The organism is Pseudomonas sp. AE27 (assembly GCF_037113495.1).
Lineage (GTDB): Bacteria > Pseudomonadota > Gammaproteobacteria > Pseudomonadales > Pseudomonadaceae > Aquipseudomonas > Aquipseudomonas palmensis.
Map to the genome: position 1 here is coordinate 3,152,279 of NZ_CP146966.1, position 13,478 is coordinate 3,165,756.

The 13,478-nt window shown below is 64.1% G+C and carries 16 protein-coding genes; 9 read left to right on the plus strand and 7 right to left on the minus strand.

Annotated features, from left to right (window positions below; all coding sequences use genetic code 11):
- Positions 1-67: 67 nt before the first annotated feature.
- From phhA to V9K84_RS14385, 5 genes are all read left to right on the plus strand, one after another.
- Entirely contained in the window at positions 68-856 is a 789-nt protein-coding gene (gene phhA, locus V9K84_RS14365) for a phenylalanine 4-monooxygenase (RefSeq protein WP_043860279.1), read from the plus strand.
- Between the two features lie 44 nt (positions 857-900).
- Positions 901-1,257, plus strand: coding sequence for a 4a-hydroxytetrahydrobiopterin dehydratase (locus V9K84_RS14370; protein ID WP_036994257.1), 357 nt, complete (start codon positions 901-903; stop codon positions 1,255-1,257).
- Positions 1,257-2,450: an amino acid aminotransferase gene (locus V9K84_RS14375; RefSeq protein ID WP_088514524.1), complete on the plus strand. Its 1,194-nt coding sequence runs from the start codon at positions 1,257-1,259 to the stop codon at positions 2,448-2,450. Before V9K84_RS14370 ends, V9K84_RS14375 begins: the two co-directional genes overlap by 1 nt.
- 203 nt (positions 2,451-2,653) lie before the next feature.
- Positions 2,654-2,785, plus strand: coding sequence for a hypothetical protein (locus V9K84_RS14380; protein ID WP_255002693.1), 132 nt, complete (start codon positions 2,654-2,656; stop codon positions 2,783-2,785).
- A gap of 137 nt (positions 2,786-2,922) precedes the next feature.
- Complete coding sequence (locus V9K84_RS14385; RefSeq protein ID WP_058540765.1) at positions 2,923-4,122, plus strand: MFS transporter; 1,200 nt, start codon at positions 2,923-2,925, stop codon at positions 4,120-4,122.
- Here V9K84_RS14385 and arfB read toward each other — a convergent pair.
- The 7 genes from arfB to V9K84_RS14420 form a co-directional block, all read right to left on the minus strand.
- Positions 4,116-4,529 carry an alternative ribosome rescue aminoacyl-tRNA hydrolase ArfB gene (gene arfB / locus V9K84_RS14390; protein WP_043864296.1) on the minus strand — a complete coding sequence of 138 codons (414 nt, stop codon included), beginning with the start codon at positions 4,527-4,529 and terminating at the stop codon, positions 4,116-4,118. The genes V9K84_RS14385 and arfB overlap by 7 nt on opposite strands.
- A 100-nt stretch (positions 4,530-4,629) precedes the next feature.
- Positions 4,630-6,051, minus strand: coding sequence for an amino acid permease (locus V9K84_RS14395; protein ID WP_043864106.1), 1,422 nt, complete (start codon positions 6,049-6,051; stop codon positions 4,630-4,632).
- A 703-nt stretch (positions 6,052-6,754) separates the two neighbouring features.
- Entirely contained in the window at positions 6,755-7,819 is a 1,065-nt protein-coding gene (gene rluB / locus V9K84_RS14400) for a 23S rRNA pseudouridine(2605) synthase RluB (RefSeq protein WP_054916588.1), read from the minus strand.
- Between the two features lie 153 nt (positions 7,820-7,972).
- Positions 7,973-8,737 carry an SMC-Scp complex subunit ScpB gene (scpB, locus tag V9K84_RS14405; protein ID WP_043864108.1) on the minus strand — a complete coding sequence of 255 codons (765 nt, stop codon included), beginning with the start codon at positions 8,735-8,737 and terminating at the stop codon, positions 7,973-7,975.
- Positions 8,738-8,755: 18 nt separating this feature from the next.
- A complete protein-coding gene (locus tag V9K84_RS14410; protein ID WP_168186833.1) occupies positions 8,756-9,454 on the minus strand; it encodes a ScpA family protein in 699 nt (232 codons plus the stop codon).
- 128 nt (positions 9,455-9,582) lie between these two features.
- The gene (locus V9K84_RS14415; RefSeq protein WP_043864297.1) at positions 9,583-10,212 is read right to left on the minus strand and encodes an L-threonylcarbamoyladenylate synthase; all 630 of its coding nucleotides are present in this window, start codon (positions 10,210-10,212) and stop codon (positions 9,583-9,585) included.
- 13 nt (positions 10,213-10,225) lie between these two features.
- The gene (locus V9K84_RS14420) at positions 10,226-11,089 is read right to left on the minus strand and encodes a PHP domain-containing protein (protein ID WP_043864110.1); all 864 of its coding nucleotides are present in this window, start codon (positions 11,087-11,089) and stop codon (positions 10,226-10,228) included.
- Between the two features lie 66 nt (positions 11,090-11,155).
- On the opposite strand from V9K84_RS14420, the gene V9K84_RS14425 reads away from it, so the two are divergent.
- The 4 genes from V9K84_RS14425 to V9K84_RS14440 all read left to right on the plus strand — a co-directional run bounded on the left by V9K84_RS14425 (position 11,156) and on the right by V9K84_RS14440 (position 13,341).
- Complete coding sequence (locus V9K84_RS14425; protein WP_043864111.1) at positions 11,156-11,752, plus strand: septation protein A; 597 nt, start codon at positions 11,156-11,158, stop codon at positions 11,750-11,752.
- Position 11,753: 1 nt separating this feature from the next.
- Complete coding sequence (locus V9K84_RS14430) at positions 11,754-12,053, plus strand: YciI family protein (RefSeq protein ID WP_088514522.1); 300 nt, start codon at positions 11,754-11,756, stop codon at positions 12,051-12,053.
- A 201-nt stretch (positions 12,054-12,254) separates the two neighbouring features.
- The gene (locus V9K84_RS14435) at positions 12,255-12,656 is read left to right on the plus strand and encodes a translation initiation factor 2 (protein ID WP_043864113.1); all 402 of its coding nucleotides are present in this window, start codon (positions 12,255-12,257) and stop codon (positions 12,654-12,656) included.
- 7 nt (positions 12,657-12,663) lie between these two features.
- Positions 12,664-13,341 (plus strand): response regulator transcription factor, encoded by a 678-nt coding sequence (locus tag V9K84_RS14440; protein WP_043864114.1) that lies wholly within the window; start codon positions 12,664-12,666, stop codon positions 13,339-13,341.
- Positions 13,342-13,478 lie beyond the last annotated feature (137 nt).

A 13,478-nucleotide genomic window follows, 5' to 3' on the forward strand; every position in this document is an offset into this window, starting at 1 on the left:
AGGGGGTATTCCTAGGGCATGGCGAAAGCCACCCTATAACAATAAAGGCCCTCATCAGGAGAGCAGCATGAAACAGACGCACTACGTGGCCCGCGAGCCCGATGCGCAGGGTTTTATCGATTACCCGCCGCAGGAACATGCGGTGTGGAATACCCTGATCACCCGCCAGCTGAAGGTGATCGAGGGGCGCGCGTGCCAGGAGTACCTGGACGGCATCGAACAACTGAACCTGCCTCATGACCGCATTCCGCAACTGAGCGAGATCAACCAGGTACTGGGCGCCACCACCGGCTGGCAAGTTGCCCGCGTGCCGGCCCTGATCCCCTTCCAGACCTTCTTCGAACTGCTGGCCAGCAAGCGCTTTCCGGTGGCCACCTTCATTCGCACCGAAGAAGAACTCGACTATCTGCAAGAGCCCGACATCTTTCACGAGATCTTCGGCCACTGCCCGCTGCTGACCAACCCCTGGTTTGCCGAATTCACCCACACCTACGGCAAACTCGGCCTGGCCGCGACCAAGGAACAGCGCGTCTACCTGGCCCGCCTGTACTGGATGACCATCGAGTTCGGTCTGGTGGACACCCCGCAGGGCCGCAGGATCTACGGCGGCGGCATCCTCTCCTCGCCCAAGGAAACCGTCTACAGCCTGTCCGACGAACCGGAACACCAGGCCTTCGATCCGCTCGAGGCCATGCGCACGCCGTATCGCATCGATATCCTGCAGCCGGTGTACTTCGCCCTGCCGCAGCTCAAGCGCTTGTTCGACCTGGCCCACGAAGACATCATGGGCATGGTTCAACGCGCCATGCAGCTGGGCCTGCACGCCCCCAAATTCCCCCCCAAGGTGGCCGCTTGAGCCACCCTGTACACCTATAACAACCACTTGCGGAAGAATCACCTATGAACGCCTTGAACCAAGCCCATTGCGAAGCCTGCCGTGCCGACGCCCCACAGGTCAGCGACGAAGAACTGCCGGTACTGATCAAGCAGATCCCGGATTGGAACATCGAAGTGCGCGACGGCATCATGCAGCTGGAAAAAGTGTTCCTGTTCAAGAATTTCAAACATGCCCTGGCGTTCACCAACGCAGTGGGCGAAATCTCCGAAGCCGAAGGCCATCACCCTGGCCTGCTGACCGAGTGGGGCAAGGTCACCGTGACCTGGTGGAGCCACTCGATCAAGGGCCTGCACCGCAACGACTTCATCATGGCCGCGCGCACCGATGAGGTCGCCAGCACCGCAGAAGGTCGCAAGTAATGCACTTCGGCGCCATCGCGCGCGTGCCAGGCGACCCGATTCTGGGGCTGATGGAGGCGTACGCCAGGGACACCAACCCCGACAGGTTCGACCTGGGGGTTGGCGTGTTCAAGGACGCCCAGGGCCTTACCCCGGTGCCCAGGGCGGTCAAGCTGGCCGAACAGCGCCTGCTCGACGCCCAGACCAGCAAAAGCTACGTAGGCGGTCACGGGGATGCAGCCTTCGGACAACTGATCGCGCAACTGGTACTCGGTGACGACGCGCCACTGCTCGCAGCCCGGCGCGCAGGCGCCACGCAAACCCCGGGCGGCACCGGCGCACTGCGACTGGCGGCGGAGTTCATCCGCCAGTGCCTGCCAGGGCGTGGCATCTGGCTGAGCGACCCGACCTGGCCGATCCACGAAACGCTGTTCGCCAGTGCCGGCCTGAAGGTCAGCCACTACCCCTATGTGGGCGCAGACAACCGCCTGAACGTGACCGGCATGCTCGCGGCACTGGAATCGGTGCCCACGGGCGACGTGGTGCTGCTGCACGCCTGCTGCCACAACCCCACCGGCTTCGACCTGTCGAAGCAGGACTGGCAGGCGGTGCTGGAAGTGGTCAAGCGCCGCGAACTGCTGCCGCTGATCGACTTCGCCTACCAGGGCTTCGGTGACGGGCTGGAGCAGGATGCCTGGGCCGTGAGGCTGTTTGCCCAGGCCCTGCCGGAGCTGCTGGTGACCAGTTCGTGCTCGAAGAACTTCGGCCTGTACCGCGAGCGCACCGGTGCGCTGCTGGTATGCGCCGACAGCGCCGAAAAGCTGCAGGATGTGCGCAGTCAGCTGGCATCGATTGCACGCAACCTGTGGTCGACGCCGCCAGACCATGGCGCGGCGGTGGTGGCGACGATTCTTGGCGATCCGGCGCTCAAGCGCCTGTGGGCCGACGAAGTCGACGCCATGCGCCAGCGCATCGCCATGCTGCGGGTCGGCCTGGTCGAGGCGCTGCAGCCCCATGGGCTGAGCGAGCGGTTCGCGCATATCGCCGCGCAACGCGGAATGTTCTCCTACACCGGCCTCTCACCGCAGCAAGTGACGCAACTGCGCGAGAAGCACAGTGTGTACATGGTCGGTACCGGGCGGGCGAACATCGCCGGGGCGGATGCGGCCAGGCTGCAGGTGCTGGCGGCGGCCATCGCGGACGTCTGTCGCTGAAGCCTTCGTCGGCAAGGCCGGCTCCTACAGGGACGACGTCGATCCGTGTAGGCGCTGGCCGTGCCGGCGAAGCCGCTGAAGGCCACCAATCAGCAGGAAAATTCATACTGTCATCCAGACTCCTGTATCCTGCCCAGGCTTTATCGAAGCCAAGCGCGCCTTGCGCAGCCTTTCCACCTTATAAACTTGCGAGGAACGACGAGATGCATGAAATCCCGAATCTTCCCTTCCCAAGCCTGAACCAAGCCGAGCAGCCTGCTGCTCCTCTCAGCGCCGAACCTGCCCACGTGGCAGATTCCGATGGCGACGAAACCCCGAGCGCCGAACAGGAATAAACCGCGCACTACCCGGCGTGTGAAAACCACTACGACAGGGGACGACCCCGGCAACGGGTTTTCACACCGCCAAGAACCCTCCCCGCGTTCCACAGGTCTATGATAGGCACTCCAGCCCGTCACCTCCCGGACCTTCCATGCCTGTCACACCGCGCCCCCTGGCGGTCACCCTGCAAGTCGTCTCCATCGTGCTGTTCACCTTCATCGGCTACCTCAACATCGGCATTCCCCTGGCCGTGCTGCCCGGCTTCGTGCACGACACCCTGGGGTTCGGCGCCGTGGTCGCCGGCCTGGTGATCAGCGTGCAATACCTCGCCACCCTGCTCAGCCGCCCCTATGCCAGCCGCCTCATCGACAATCAGGGCTGCAAGCGTGCGGTGATGTACGGCCTGGCCGGCTGCGGCCTGAGCGGCGTGTTCATGTTGCTGGCCGCCTGGCTGCAGGCCACGCCCTGGATGAGCCTGACCAGCCTGCTGGTGGGGCGCCTGGTGCTGGGCAGCGCCGAAAGCCTGGTGGGTTCGGGCGCCATCGGCTGGGGCATCGGGCGGGTGGGCGCGCAGCACACCGCCAAGGTGATCTCCTGGAACGGCATCGCCAGCTACGGCGCGCTGGCCATCGGCGCACCGCTGGGGGTGGTGCTGGTACAGCAGCTGGGGCTGTGGAGCATGGGCGTGAGCATCCTGCTGCTGTGCGCGGCAGGCCTGGCGCTGGCCTGGCCCAAGCAGGCGGCGCCGATCGTCAGTGGCGTGCGCATGCCGTTTCTGCATGTGCTGGGGCGGGTTTTCGGGCATGGCTCGGGGCTGGCGCTGGGCTCGATCGGCTTTGGCACCATCGCCACCTTCATTACCCTGTACTACGCCAGCCAGTCCTGGCACAACGCAGCCTTGTGCCTGAGCCTGTTCGGCGCCAGCTTCATCAGCGCACGCCTGCTGTTCGGCAACCTGATCAACCGTCTGGGCGGCTACCGTGTCGCCATTGCCTGCCTGAGCGTGGAGACGATCGGCCTGTTGCTGCTGTGGCTGGCCCCCAGCGCCGAACTGGCACTGGCCGGTGCGGCACTGAGCGGCTTCGGCTTTTCGCTGGTATTCCCGGCGCTGGGGGTAGAGGCGGTCAATCTGGTGCCGGCGGCCAACCGCGGTGCCGCGGTGGGGGCCTACTCACTGTTCATTGACCTGTCGCTGGGTATCACTGGACCACTGGCGGGGGCCGTGGCGGCAGGTTTCGGCTTTGCCTCGATCTTTCTGTTTGCGGCAATCGCCGCCTTGTGCGGCCTGCTGCTCAGCCTTTACCTGTACCGCCAGGCACGACTGAACCCGGTACGCCACACGCTTCAGTAGTCGATCTTGCCGCGCCCGGCCTTGATCGCCCCGCGCTTGCTCTTTGACTCCAGGCGACGGGTCTTGGAGCCCAGGGTCGGGCGCGTAGGCCGCCGCGCCTTCTCGACCTTCACCGCCGCCAGAATCAGTTCGCGCAAGCGCTCCAGGGCGTCGGCCCGGTTCTGCTCCTGGGTACGGTATTGCTGGGCCTTGAGCACGATCACCCCGTCGCTGGTGATCCGGCTGTCACGCAGGCCCAGCAACCGCTCCTTGTGAAACGGCGGCAGTGACGAGGCATTGATGTCAAAGCGCAGGTGCACGGCGCTGGAGACCTTGTTGACGTTCTGCCCACCGGCGCCCTGGGCGCGAATGGCGTTCAATTCGATCTCGTCATCGGGAATGTGCACGGCGTTGGAAATGATCAGCATGGGCCTGGCTTTGCGCGAATTGGCCTTCAGGATACCCGCCCTGGTGCACAAAACCAAAAAGCCCGGCACAAGGCCGGGCTTTCATTGCAGCATCCTGCGCTTACTTGAGGGCGGCGCTCGGCACTGCAGGGGCGCCGTTGGCGCTGCGCTTGCTCTTGAGCCAGTAGAAGCCCCACATCACCACCAGCCATACCGGAATCGCGTACACCGATACACGGATGCCCGGCATCAGCAGCATGATGCCCAGGATGAACACCACGAACGCCAGGCAGAGGTAGTTGCCGTAGGGGTAGATCAGCGCGCGGAACAGCGACTTCTGACCGGTACGGTCCATGTGCTGGCGGAACTTGAGGTGCGAGTAGCTGATCATCGCCCAGTTGATCACCAGGGTCGCCACCACCAGCGACATCAGCAGCTCCAGGGCGCTGTGCGGCATCAGGTAGTTGAGCAGCACCGCCACCACGGTAACGGCTGCCGACGCCAGAATCGAGCGTACCGGCACGCCACGCTTGTCGATCTTGGCCAGGCTGGCCGGCGCATCACCCTGCTCGGCCATGCCGTAGAGCATGCGCGCGTTGCAGTAGGTACCGCTGTTGTACACCGACAGCGCCGCGGTCAGCACCACGAAGTTGAGGATATGCGCTGCGGTGTTGCTGCCCAGCAGCGAGAACACCTGCACGAACGGGCTGGCGCTGTAGGCATCGCCCGAGCTGGTCAGGCTGCTGACCAGGCTGTCCCACGGGGTCAGCGACAGCAGTACCACCAGGGCACCGATGTAGAAGATCAGGATGCGGTAGATGACCTGGTTGATCGCCTTGGGGATCACGGTCTTCGGCTTGTCGGCCTCGGCTGCGGTGAACCCGAGCATTTCCAGGCCGCCGAAGGAGAACATGATGATCGCCATGGCCATCACCAGGCCGCCGACGCCGTGCGGGAAGAAACCGCCGTGGGCCCACAGGTTGGTGACCGAGGCTTCAGGGCCGCCGCTGCCACTGACCAGCAGGTAGCTGCCCAGGCCGATCATGCCGACGATGGCCAGCACCTTGATGATCGCGAACCAGAACTCCGCCTCGCCGAACACCTTCACGTTGGCCAGGTTGATCGCGTTGATGAGGATGAAGAATGCGGCTGCCGAGGCCCAGGTGGGGATCTCCGGCCACCAGTAGTGGACATACTTGCCGACCGCGGTCAGCTCCGACATCCCCACCAGGATGTACAGCACCCAGCAGTTCCAGCCCGACAGGAAGCCGGCGAAACCGCCCCAGTACTTGTGGGCGAAGTGGGCGAAGGAGCCGGCCACCGGCTCTTCGACGATCATCTCGCCCAGCTGGCGCATGATCAGGAAGGCAATGAAGCCGCAGATCGCATAGCCCAGGATCATCGACGGGCCGGCCGATTGCATCACCCCGGCCGACCCCAGGAACAGGCCGGTGCCGATAGCGCCACCGAGGGCGATCAGCTGGATGTGGCGGTTTTTCAGGCCACGCTTGAGCTCACCTGAATGCGAGTTTTGTCCACTCATGAACGGAGTCACCTGTTTGTTTTTATCTGTGACGGAATCGGACCCACCGCGCTCGTGGCGCAGCGGAATTAACAAGGTGGTATACCTTGAGGAGTCTTGGACCAGAGCCTTCGGTACGGGCGGCAGCCCAAGGCGAATCAGCCCGGAGTCAGCAAGGTTGCGCGGTACGCAGTTGGGTCACAGTTAAAACGCGGCGCATTGTATACCCTTGCTTTGGCGCAGGGGTCAACACGTTGCGTGACTGTCGGATGACAAGACGCAGCGGTCCGGCGGGGGTTCTGAAGCCTGGGGGAGTGTACGGCGTGCATGGCGCCTCCATTTCTTGTTATGGCTTGCCCAGCTCTGCGGCGGGGCTTTTGCACTTGGCAATGGCGGCTATCACACCGTGGTTGCGGGGGTTGGGCAAGAGGTTGACGTGGACGGAAGGTGAGGGTCGCCGACGTTTTCGGCAAGGTTTGTTTACAGCCTGAAGGATGGGCTGGCTTGCCCAATCAGTACGCCACAAGTCGTAACGAATTATTTACGACGTGGTTCAAAAAGTTTCCACTGGTTGCCTTGGAGTGTCTGCGCCGGCCCTCCGCCGGCAACGCCGACTCCTACACTGCGAGTGCAATGCCTGTAGGAGCCGGCCTTGCCGGCGAAGGGCACGTGAAAACACCACAGGCACAAAAAAGCCAACCCGAAGGTTGGCTTGTGTGAGCGCTTACTCAGCCCGCGGCGGCTTGCCACGGCTGCTGCCCGGCCGCTTGGGTGCGGAGCCGGCCGGCTTGCGCTTGTTCATGTCGCTCGGACGCTCGGCCACGGTGCTGCGGCCCTTGCGTGGCGAGTCGTCACGCGGCTGGCGCGCTGCGCGCTCGGTGGTCGCGCCACCTTCCTTGGCCGGGCGCAGGGTGCGCACGCGCTCGCCACGGCCCACCGGCTTGGACGACTTGCGCTGCATGCGCTCGAGCTTGTCCTTGACCTTGGCCTTCATCGCTGGCATCGCCACCGGCTTGAGCCCCACTTCGGCAGCCAGGATGTCCACTTCGCCCTGGCTCATTTCGCGCCAGCGGCCCATCGGCAGGTCGCTGTTGAGGAACACCGGGCCAAAGCGCACACGCTTCAGGCGGCTGACCACCAGGCCCTGGGACTCCCACAGGCGACGCACCTCACGGTTGCGGCCTTCCATCACCACGCAGTGGTACCAGTGGTTGAAACCTTCACCGCCCGGGGCTTCCTGGATGTCGGTGAAACGCGCCGGACCGTCTTCGAGCACCACGCCCGCCTTCAGGCGCGCGATCATGTCTTCGTCCACTTCGCCGCGTACACGCACTGCGTATTCACGGTCCATTTCGGACGACGGGTGCATCAGGCGGTTGGCCAGCTCACCATCGGTGGTGAACATCAGCAGGCCGGTGGTGTTGATGTCCAGGCGACCGACGTTGATCCAGCGGCCCTCTTTCGGGCGCGGCAGGCGATCGAACACGGTCGGGCGACCTTCCGGGTCGTCACGGGTGCAGATCTCGCCGTCGGGCTTGTTGTACATGATGACGCGGCGCACGGTCTCGGCGGCTTCTTCACGCTTGATCAGGCGGCCGTCGACCGAAATCGCGTCGTGCATGTCGACGCGCTGGCCAAGGGTGGCGTCCACGCCATTGACCTTGATGCGACCCTGGCTGATCCAGGCCTCGACGTCGCGGCGCGAACCCACGCCGATGCGCGCGAGTACCTTTTGCAGTTTTTCGCCGGCTGGACGCGGCGGGCTATCGTGCAGATCCTGTTCACTCATCTGGGCACCTCCCGGTGTAGTGCTGCTGAAAATCATTGAATTGGCCAAACAAGCGCCAAAAAAGGTCGCGAATCATACGCCGAACCGACGACAAACGCACCACAGACTAGCCGATATTGCGCCCCAGGACGCTGTTTTCCGCTCGAAGGCCGCTCAGCCCTGCGGCGAACCGGGCGCTGCCTGGCCCTCATCGGGTTCATCGGCTTGCTCGAGCAGGTCGTCAAAGTCGGTCTTGAGCCCCTGCTCCATCGAGTCCAGCTCCAGCAACAGGCTGTGAAAGCTGGTTTCCTCGACCGGGGCTTCGGGCTCGGCGCTCTCGTCGGCCAGGGCCTGCAGGTGGGCCGGCACCGGTGCATCATCCACTTCCAGCAATGGCTCGGGTTCCATCTCGCGCAACTCGGCCAGCGAGGGCAGCTCGTCGAGGTTCTTCAGGTTGAAGTGATCGAGAAAGGCCTTGGTGGTGGCGAACATCGCCGGTTTACCGGGCACTTCGCGGTAGCCCACGATGCGCACCCACTCGCGCTCGAGCAGGGTCTTGATGATATTGGTGTTCACCGCCACGCCCCGCACATCCTCGATCTCGCCACGGGTAATCGGCTGGCGATAGGCGATCAGCGCAATGGTTTCGAGCAACGCACGCGAATAGCGCTGCGGCCGTTCTTCCCACAGCCGCCCGACCCAGGGCGCGTAGTCCTCGCGGATCTGCAGGCGGTAGCCCGAGGCCACCTCCTTGAGCTCGAACGCGCGCCCGGCACAGGACTTGCGCAGCACCTCGAGGGCCTTCTTGAACACGCCGGGCTCAGGGCGCTCGGCCTCTTCGAACAGCTCGTACAGGCGCTCCAGCGATTGCGCCTTGCCAGAGGCGAGCAGGAAGGCTTCCAGCAGCGGCGCCAGGTCACGGGGGTCGGTCAGGTTCATTGGGGTGCTCGTGTACGGTTATTCGGCCCGGGCGCGGACATGGATGGGAGCGAAGGGCTCATTCTGCACCAGTTCGACGAGAGATTCCTTGACCAGTTCGAGGATGGCCATGAAGGTCACCACCACCCCCAGCTTGCCCTCCTCGGCCGTGAACAGCTCGACGAAGGGCACGAAGCCGCCGCCCTTGAGGCGCTCGAGCACATCGCTCATGCGCTCGCGGGTCGACAGCGCCTCGCGGCTGACCTGGTGGCTCTCGAACATGTCGCCGCGGCGCAGCACCTCGGCCATCGACATCAGCACCTCTTCCAGCGCAACGTCGGGCAACAGCTTGCGCGCCTTGGCCTGGGGTGCCTCCAAGCGCGGTACGATCACCTCGCGGCCAACCCGGCTCAGGCCGTCGATGCCTTCGGCGGCGGCCTTGAAACGTTCGTACTCCTGCAGCCGGCGAATCAGTTCGGCACGCGGATCGTCCTCTTCCTGCTCCACTTCGGCAGAGCGCGGCAGCAGCATGCGCGACTTGATCTCGGCCAGCATCGCGGCCATCACCAGGTACTCGGCGGCCAGTTCCAGGCGTACGGTCTTCATCAGCTCGACATAGCCCATGTACTGGCGCGTGATCTTCGCCACCGGGATGTCGAGAATATCCACGTTCTGCTTGCGAATCAGGTACAGCAGCAGGTCGAGCGGGCCCTCGAAGGCTTCGAGGAACACTTCCAGCGCATCGGGCGGGATGTACAGGTCCACCGGCATCTCGGTCATGGCTTCGCCATACACCATCACCAGTGGCAGCTCCTGCTGGGCGCCGGCCTGTGGGTCCAGGGCCGGCTCGACCGCAGCGACCTGGTTCACGCTTCGGCCATGAAGGGCGCCGGGTCGCCGCAGCCTTCACGCACCAGCACCGCCTCCTCCCCGGTCAGGTCGATGATGGTGGAGGCCTTGAGGTCGCCGTAACCGCCGTCGATGATCAGGTCGACCTGTTTTTCCAGGCGCTGGCGGATCTCGTACGGGTCGGTCATGGGTTCGTCGTCGCCTGGCAGGATCAGGCTGACGCTCATCAACGGCTCGCCCAGCTCTTCGAGCAAGGCCAGCAGAATGGGGTTTTGCGGCACGCGCAGGCCGATGGTGCGGCGCTTCTCGTGCAACAGCAGGCGCGGTACTTCGCGGGTGCCATTGAGGATGAAGGTATAGGGCCCCGGCACATGCGCCTTGAGCAGGCGGAACGTGGCGGTGTCGATCTTGGCGAACAGGCCCATCTGCGACAGGTCGCAGCAGATCAGCGTGAAGTTGTGGCTCTTGTCCAGCCCGCGCAAGCGGCGCACGCGCTCCACAGCAGACTTGTCGCCTATCTGGCAACCCATGGCGTAGGACGAATCGGTAGGGTAGACCACCACCCCACCCTTGCGGATGATCTCGACGGCCTGCTTGATCAGGCGCGGTTGCGGGTTTTCCGCATGAATCTGGAAAAATTGACTCACGTTTTCTACCTGTTCAGACGGGTGCAGTGGGCTGCTCATGTTTGAATCGACGCCACAGAGGTGGCAGGTCCTCCGGCAACGGCCGGTAGACACCGATCTCAGACCAGGCGCCCGGGCCATGGAAATCGCTGCCGGCGCTGGCCAGCAGACCGAACTCACGGGCCAGGATCGACATCGTGCCCACCTGTTCGGCGGGCATCATCCCGTTCACCACTTCCAGCGCCTGGCCACCTGCTTGAATATAGTCGGCAATCAGGCGTCGACGCTTGCTGCGGGTTAATTCGTAGTGCATCGGGTGGGCAAGGCTGACCCATGCGTGGGACTGGCGCAGGGTCTGCACGGTGTCTTCCAGGCTTGGCCAGTGCAGCTTCACATCCCCCAGCTTGCCGGCGCCCAGCCACTTGCGAAAGGCTTCGCCGCGGTCCTTGACGTGGCCGGCACGCACCAGGTACTCGGCAAAGTGCGGACGGGCCGGCGCATTGCCGCTGTCGCCCAGCTCCTGCTGGATGGCACGGGCGCCGTCCAGCGCGCCGGGCATGCCCTTGAGCGCCAGCCGCCGGTCGATTTCCTCGGAGCGCAGCCAGCGTCCACGGTGCAGCGACTCGACGGCGCGCTGCAGCGGTTCGGCATCGAGCGGGAAGTTGTAGCCCAGGATGTGAATCGTCGCCCCGCCCCAGGTGCAGGACAGCTCGACCCCGCTGACCCACTGCATGTCCAGCGCCTGGGTGGCAGCCTGGGCTTCGAGCTGGCCTTCGAGGGTGTCGTGGTCGGTCAGCGAAAGCATCCGCACGCCGTGTTCGTGGGCGCGAGCGACCAGCGCCGTGGGCGACAGGGCGCCATCGGAAGCGGTGCTGTGGCAGTGCAGATCAACATTCATAGGTGGCGCATACGCTCTCATTGATGTTTGTTATTATGCCGTCACATCCTGCTTCTGGCTGCCACTGTGAAACAATTCATCGATTTCATCCCGTTGTTCCTGTTTTTCATCGTCTACAAGCTCGACCCGCGCACGGTCGACGTTGCCGGCCAGTCGTTCGAGCTGGGCGGCATCTACAGCGCCACGGCGGTGCTGATCATCAGTTCGCTGGTGGTGTATGGCGCATTGCTGATCCGCCAGCGCAAGCTGGAGAAGGGCCAGTGGCTGACCCTGGTGGCATGCCTGGTATTTGGCGGCCTGACCCTGGCCTTCCACAGCGAGACCTTCCTCAAGTGGAAGGCCCCGGCGGTGAACTGGCTGTTCGCCACCGCTTTTGCGGGCAGTCACTTCATTGGTGACCGTGTATTGATCAAGCGCATCATGGGCCATGCGCTGACCTTGCCCGAGCCGGTGTGGACGCGCCTGAACCTGGCGTGGATCGCGTTCTTCCTGTTCTGCGGCGCGGCCAACCTGTTCGTTGCCTTCACCTTCCAGGACATCTGGGTGGACTTCAAGGTATTCGGCAGCCTGGGCATGACCGTACTGTTCCTGGTGGGCCAGGGTGTCTACCTGTCCCGTCACCTGCACGACAGCGACCCTACTACCCCCAAGACCGAGGACTGACATGCTCTACGCCATCATCGCCACAGACGTTGCCGATTCGCTGCAAGCCCGCCTGGCTGCACGCCCGGCGCACCTTGAGCGCCTGCAGCAGCTCAAGGCCGAAGGCCGCATCGTACTGGCCGGCCCGCACCCGGCGATCGACAGCAACGACCCTGGCGCGGCCGGGTTCAGTGGCAGCCTGATCGTCGCCGAGTTCGAGTCGCTCGAGGCTGCCAAGGCCTGGGCAGATGCGGATCCTTACATTGCGGCGGGTGTATATGCCGAAGTGCTGGTGAAGCCGTTCAAGCAGGTCCTGCCGTAACCTGATCGGCGCGACGAGCCCTTCGTCGCGCCGGTTCGCCTTACCTTCTGCGCACCTTCGCACACACTCGCTGCCCCCTTCCTGGCTTTGCCCACTACAGCGGGCCTGTAGTGCTACGCCTTAAAATCCACTCGAATGTTCATCATTCTCGTCCACCTGCCGACAACCTACGCAACACCCGATTGGAATCAAGGAGTTCCGATGCGTCAAGGTCCGTTGTCCATGCTGCTGTGCCTGTTGCTGCTGACCCCGCTCGCCAAGGCCGCCGAAGCCTCCGCCAGCACCCCTTTGTCGTTGAGTGCGGGTAGCCAGATCTCCGAGCTGCAGCAACGTCTCAAGGAAAGTGAGCGCCAGCACGAAGCGCTCAAGCAGCAGCTGAAAAATGCCGAGAACGAACGCGAAAGTGCCCAGCTGACCCGCCTGCGCCAGGAGAACCAACGCCTGAAGCAGCAGCTCGAGCAACACCAGGCCAACCCGCTGCCCAAGCTGCTCACCGATCAGCAGCAATGGTTCGTGATTGGCGCCGGAGTTGCCCTGTTGGCCGTGCTCTGCGGTATCTTTGCCAGTGGCAGCCACAGACGGCGCCGGCAATGGTTGAATTGAGTGAGACATGAGCGAGCTGCTACTGATTGATGATGACCAGGAACTGTGCGAGCTGCTGAGCAGCTGGCTGACCCAGGAAGGCTTTCAGGTGCGTGCCTGCCATGATGGCCAGAGCGCCCGCAAGGCCCTGGCCGAGCACGCCCCGGCAGCGGTGGTGCTGGATGTGATGCTGCCCGACGGCAGCGGCCTGGAACTGCTCAAGCAATTGCGCAGCGACCACGCCGAACTGCCAGTGCTGATGCTGTCTGCTCGCGGCGAGCCGCTGGACCGTATCCTGGGCCTGGAACTGGGCGCCGACGACTACCTGGCCAAGCCCTGCGACCCCCGCGAGCTCACCGCGCGGCTGCGCGCCGTGCTGCGCCGCAGCCACCCGGCCGCCACACCCACCCAGATGGAAGTGGGCGACCTGCGCTTCAGCCCCGCCCGTGGCGTGGTCGACATCGACGAACGCGAGCTGACCCTGACCCTTTCCGAAAGCCGCATTCTCGAAGCCCTGCTGGGCCAGCCGGGTGAGCCGCTGGACAAACAGGAACTGGCGCAGCTCGCCCTGGGCCGCAAGCTGACCCTGTACGACCGTAGCCTGGACATGCACGTCAGCAACCTGCGCAAGAAGATCGGCCCGCATCCCGATGGCAGGCCGCGCATCGTCGCCCTGCGCAGCCGCGGCTATTACTACAGCCTGTAGGCGCCAGCCTTGCTGGCGAAGGGGCGCACGCCAACGCCCCACCGTGTAAACACCCTCGCCCACCGTCTTTACCCAAGCTTTACCCTTGCCTGACCGCCGCTGACCTTGATCTCCCTAGACTGGGCACATCCGGTAAC

Bases quoted from the DNA above. Each gene is read 5' to 3' on its own strand.
- V9K84_RS14370 (WP_036994257.1), top strand. From the start codon at position 901: ATGAACGCCTTGAACCAAGCCCATTGCGAAGCCTGCCGTGCCGACGCC.
- arfB (WP_043864296.1), bottom strand. From the start codon at position 4,529: ATGCTGATCATTTCCAACGCCGTGCACATTCCCGATGACGAGATCGAA.
- V9K84_RS14440 (WP_043864114.1), top strand. From the start codon at position 12,664: ATGAGCGAGCTGCTACTGATTGATGATGACCAGGAACTGTGCGAGCTG.
- V9K84_RS14385 (WP_058540765.1), top strand. From the start codon at position 2,923: ATGCCTGTCACACCGCGCCCCCTGGCGGTCACCCTGCAAGTCGTCTCC.
- V9K84_RS14430 (WP_088514522.1), top strand. From the start codon at position 11,754: ATGCTCTACGCCATCATCGCCACAGACGTTGCCGATTCGCTGCAAGCC.
- phhA (WP_043860279.1), top strand. From the start codon at position 68: ATGAAACAGACGCACTACGTGGCCCGCGAGCCCGATGCGCAGGGTTTT.
- V9K84_RS14395 (WP_043864106.1), bottom strand. From the start codon at position 6,051: ATGAGTGGACAAAACTCGCATTCAGGTGAGCTCAAGCGTGGCCTGAAA.
- V9K84_RS14435 (WP_043864113.1), top strand. From the start codon at position 12,255: ATGCGTCAAGGTCCGTTGTCCATGCTGCTGTGCCTGTTGCTGCTGACC.
- rluB (WP_054916588.1), bottom strand. From the start codon at position 7,819: ATGAGTGAACAGGATCTGCACGATAGCCCGCCGCGTCCAGCCGGCGAA.
- V9K84_RS14380 (WP_255002693.1), top strand. From the start codon at position 2,654: ATGCATGAAATCCCGAATCTTCCCTTCCCAAGCCTGAACCAAGCCGAG.
- V9K84_RS14375 (WP_088514524.1), top strand. From the start codon at position 1,257: ATGCACTTCGGCGCCATCGCGCGCGTGCCAGGCGACCCGATTCTGGGG.
- scpB (WP_043864108.1), bottom strand. From the start codon at position 8,737: ATGAACCTGACCGACCCCCGTGACCTGGCGCCGCTGCTGGAAGCCTTC.
- V9K84_RS14420 (WP_043864110.1), bottom strand. From the start codon at position 11,089: ATGAATGTTGATCTGCACTGCCACAGCACCGCTTCCGATGGCGCCCTG.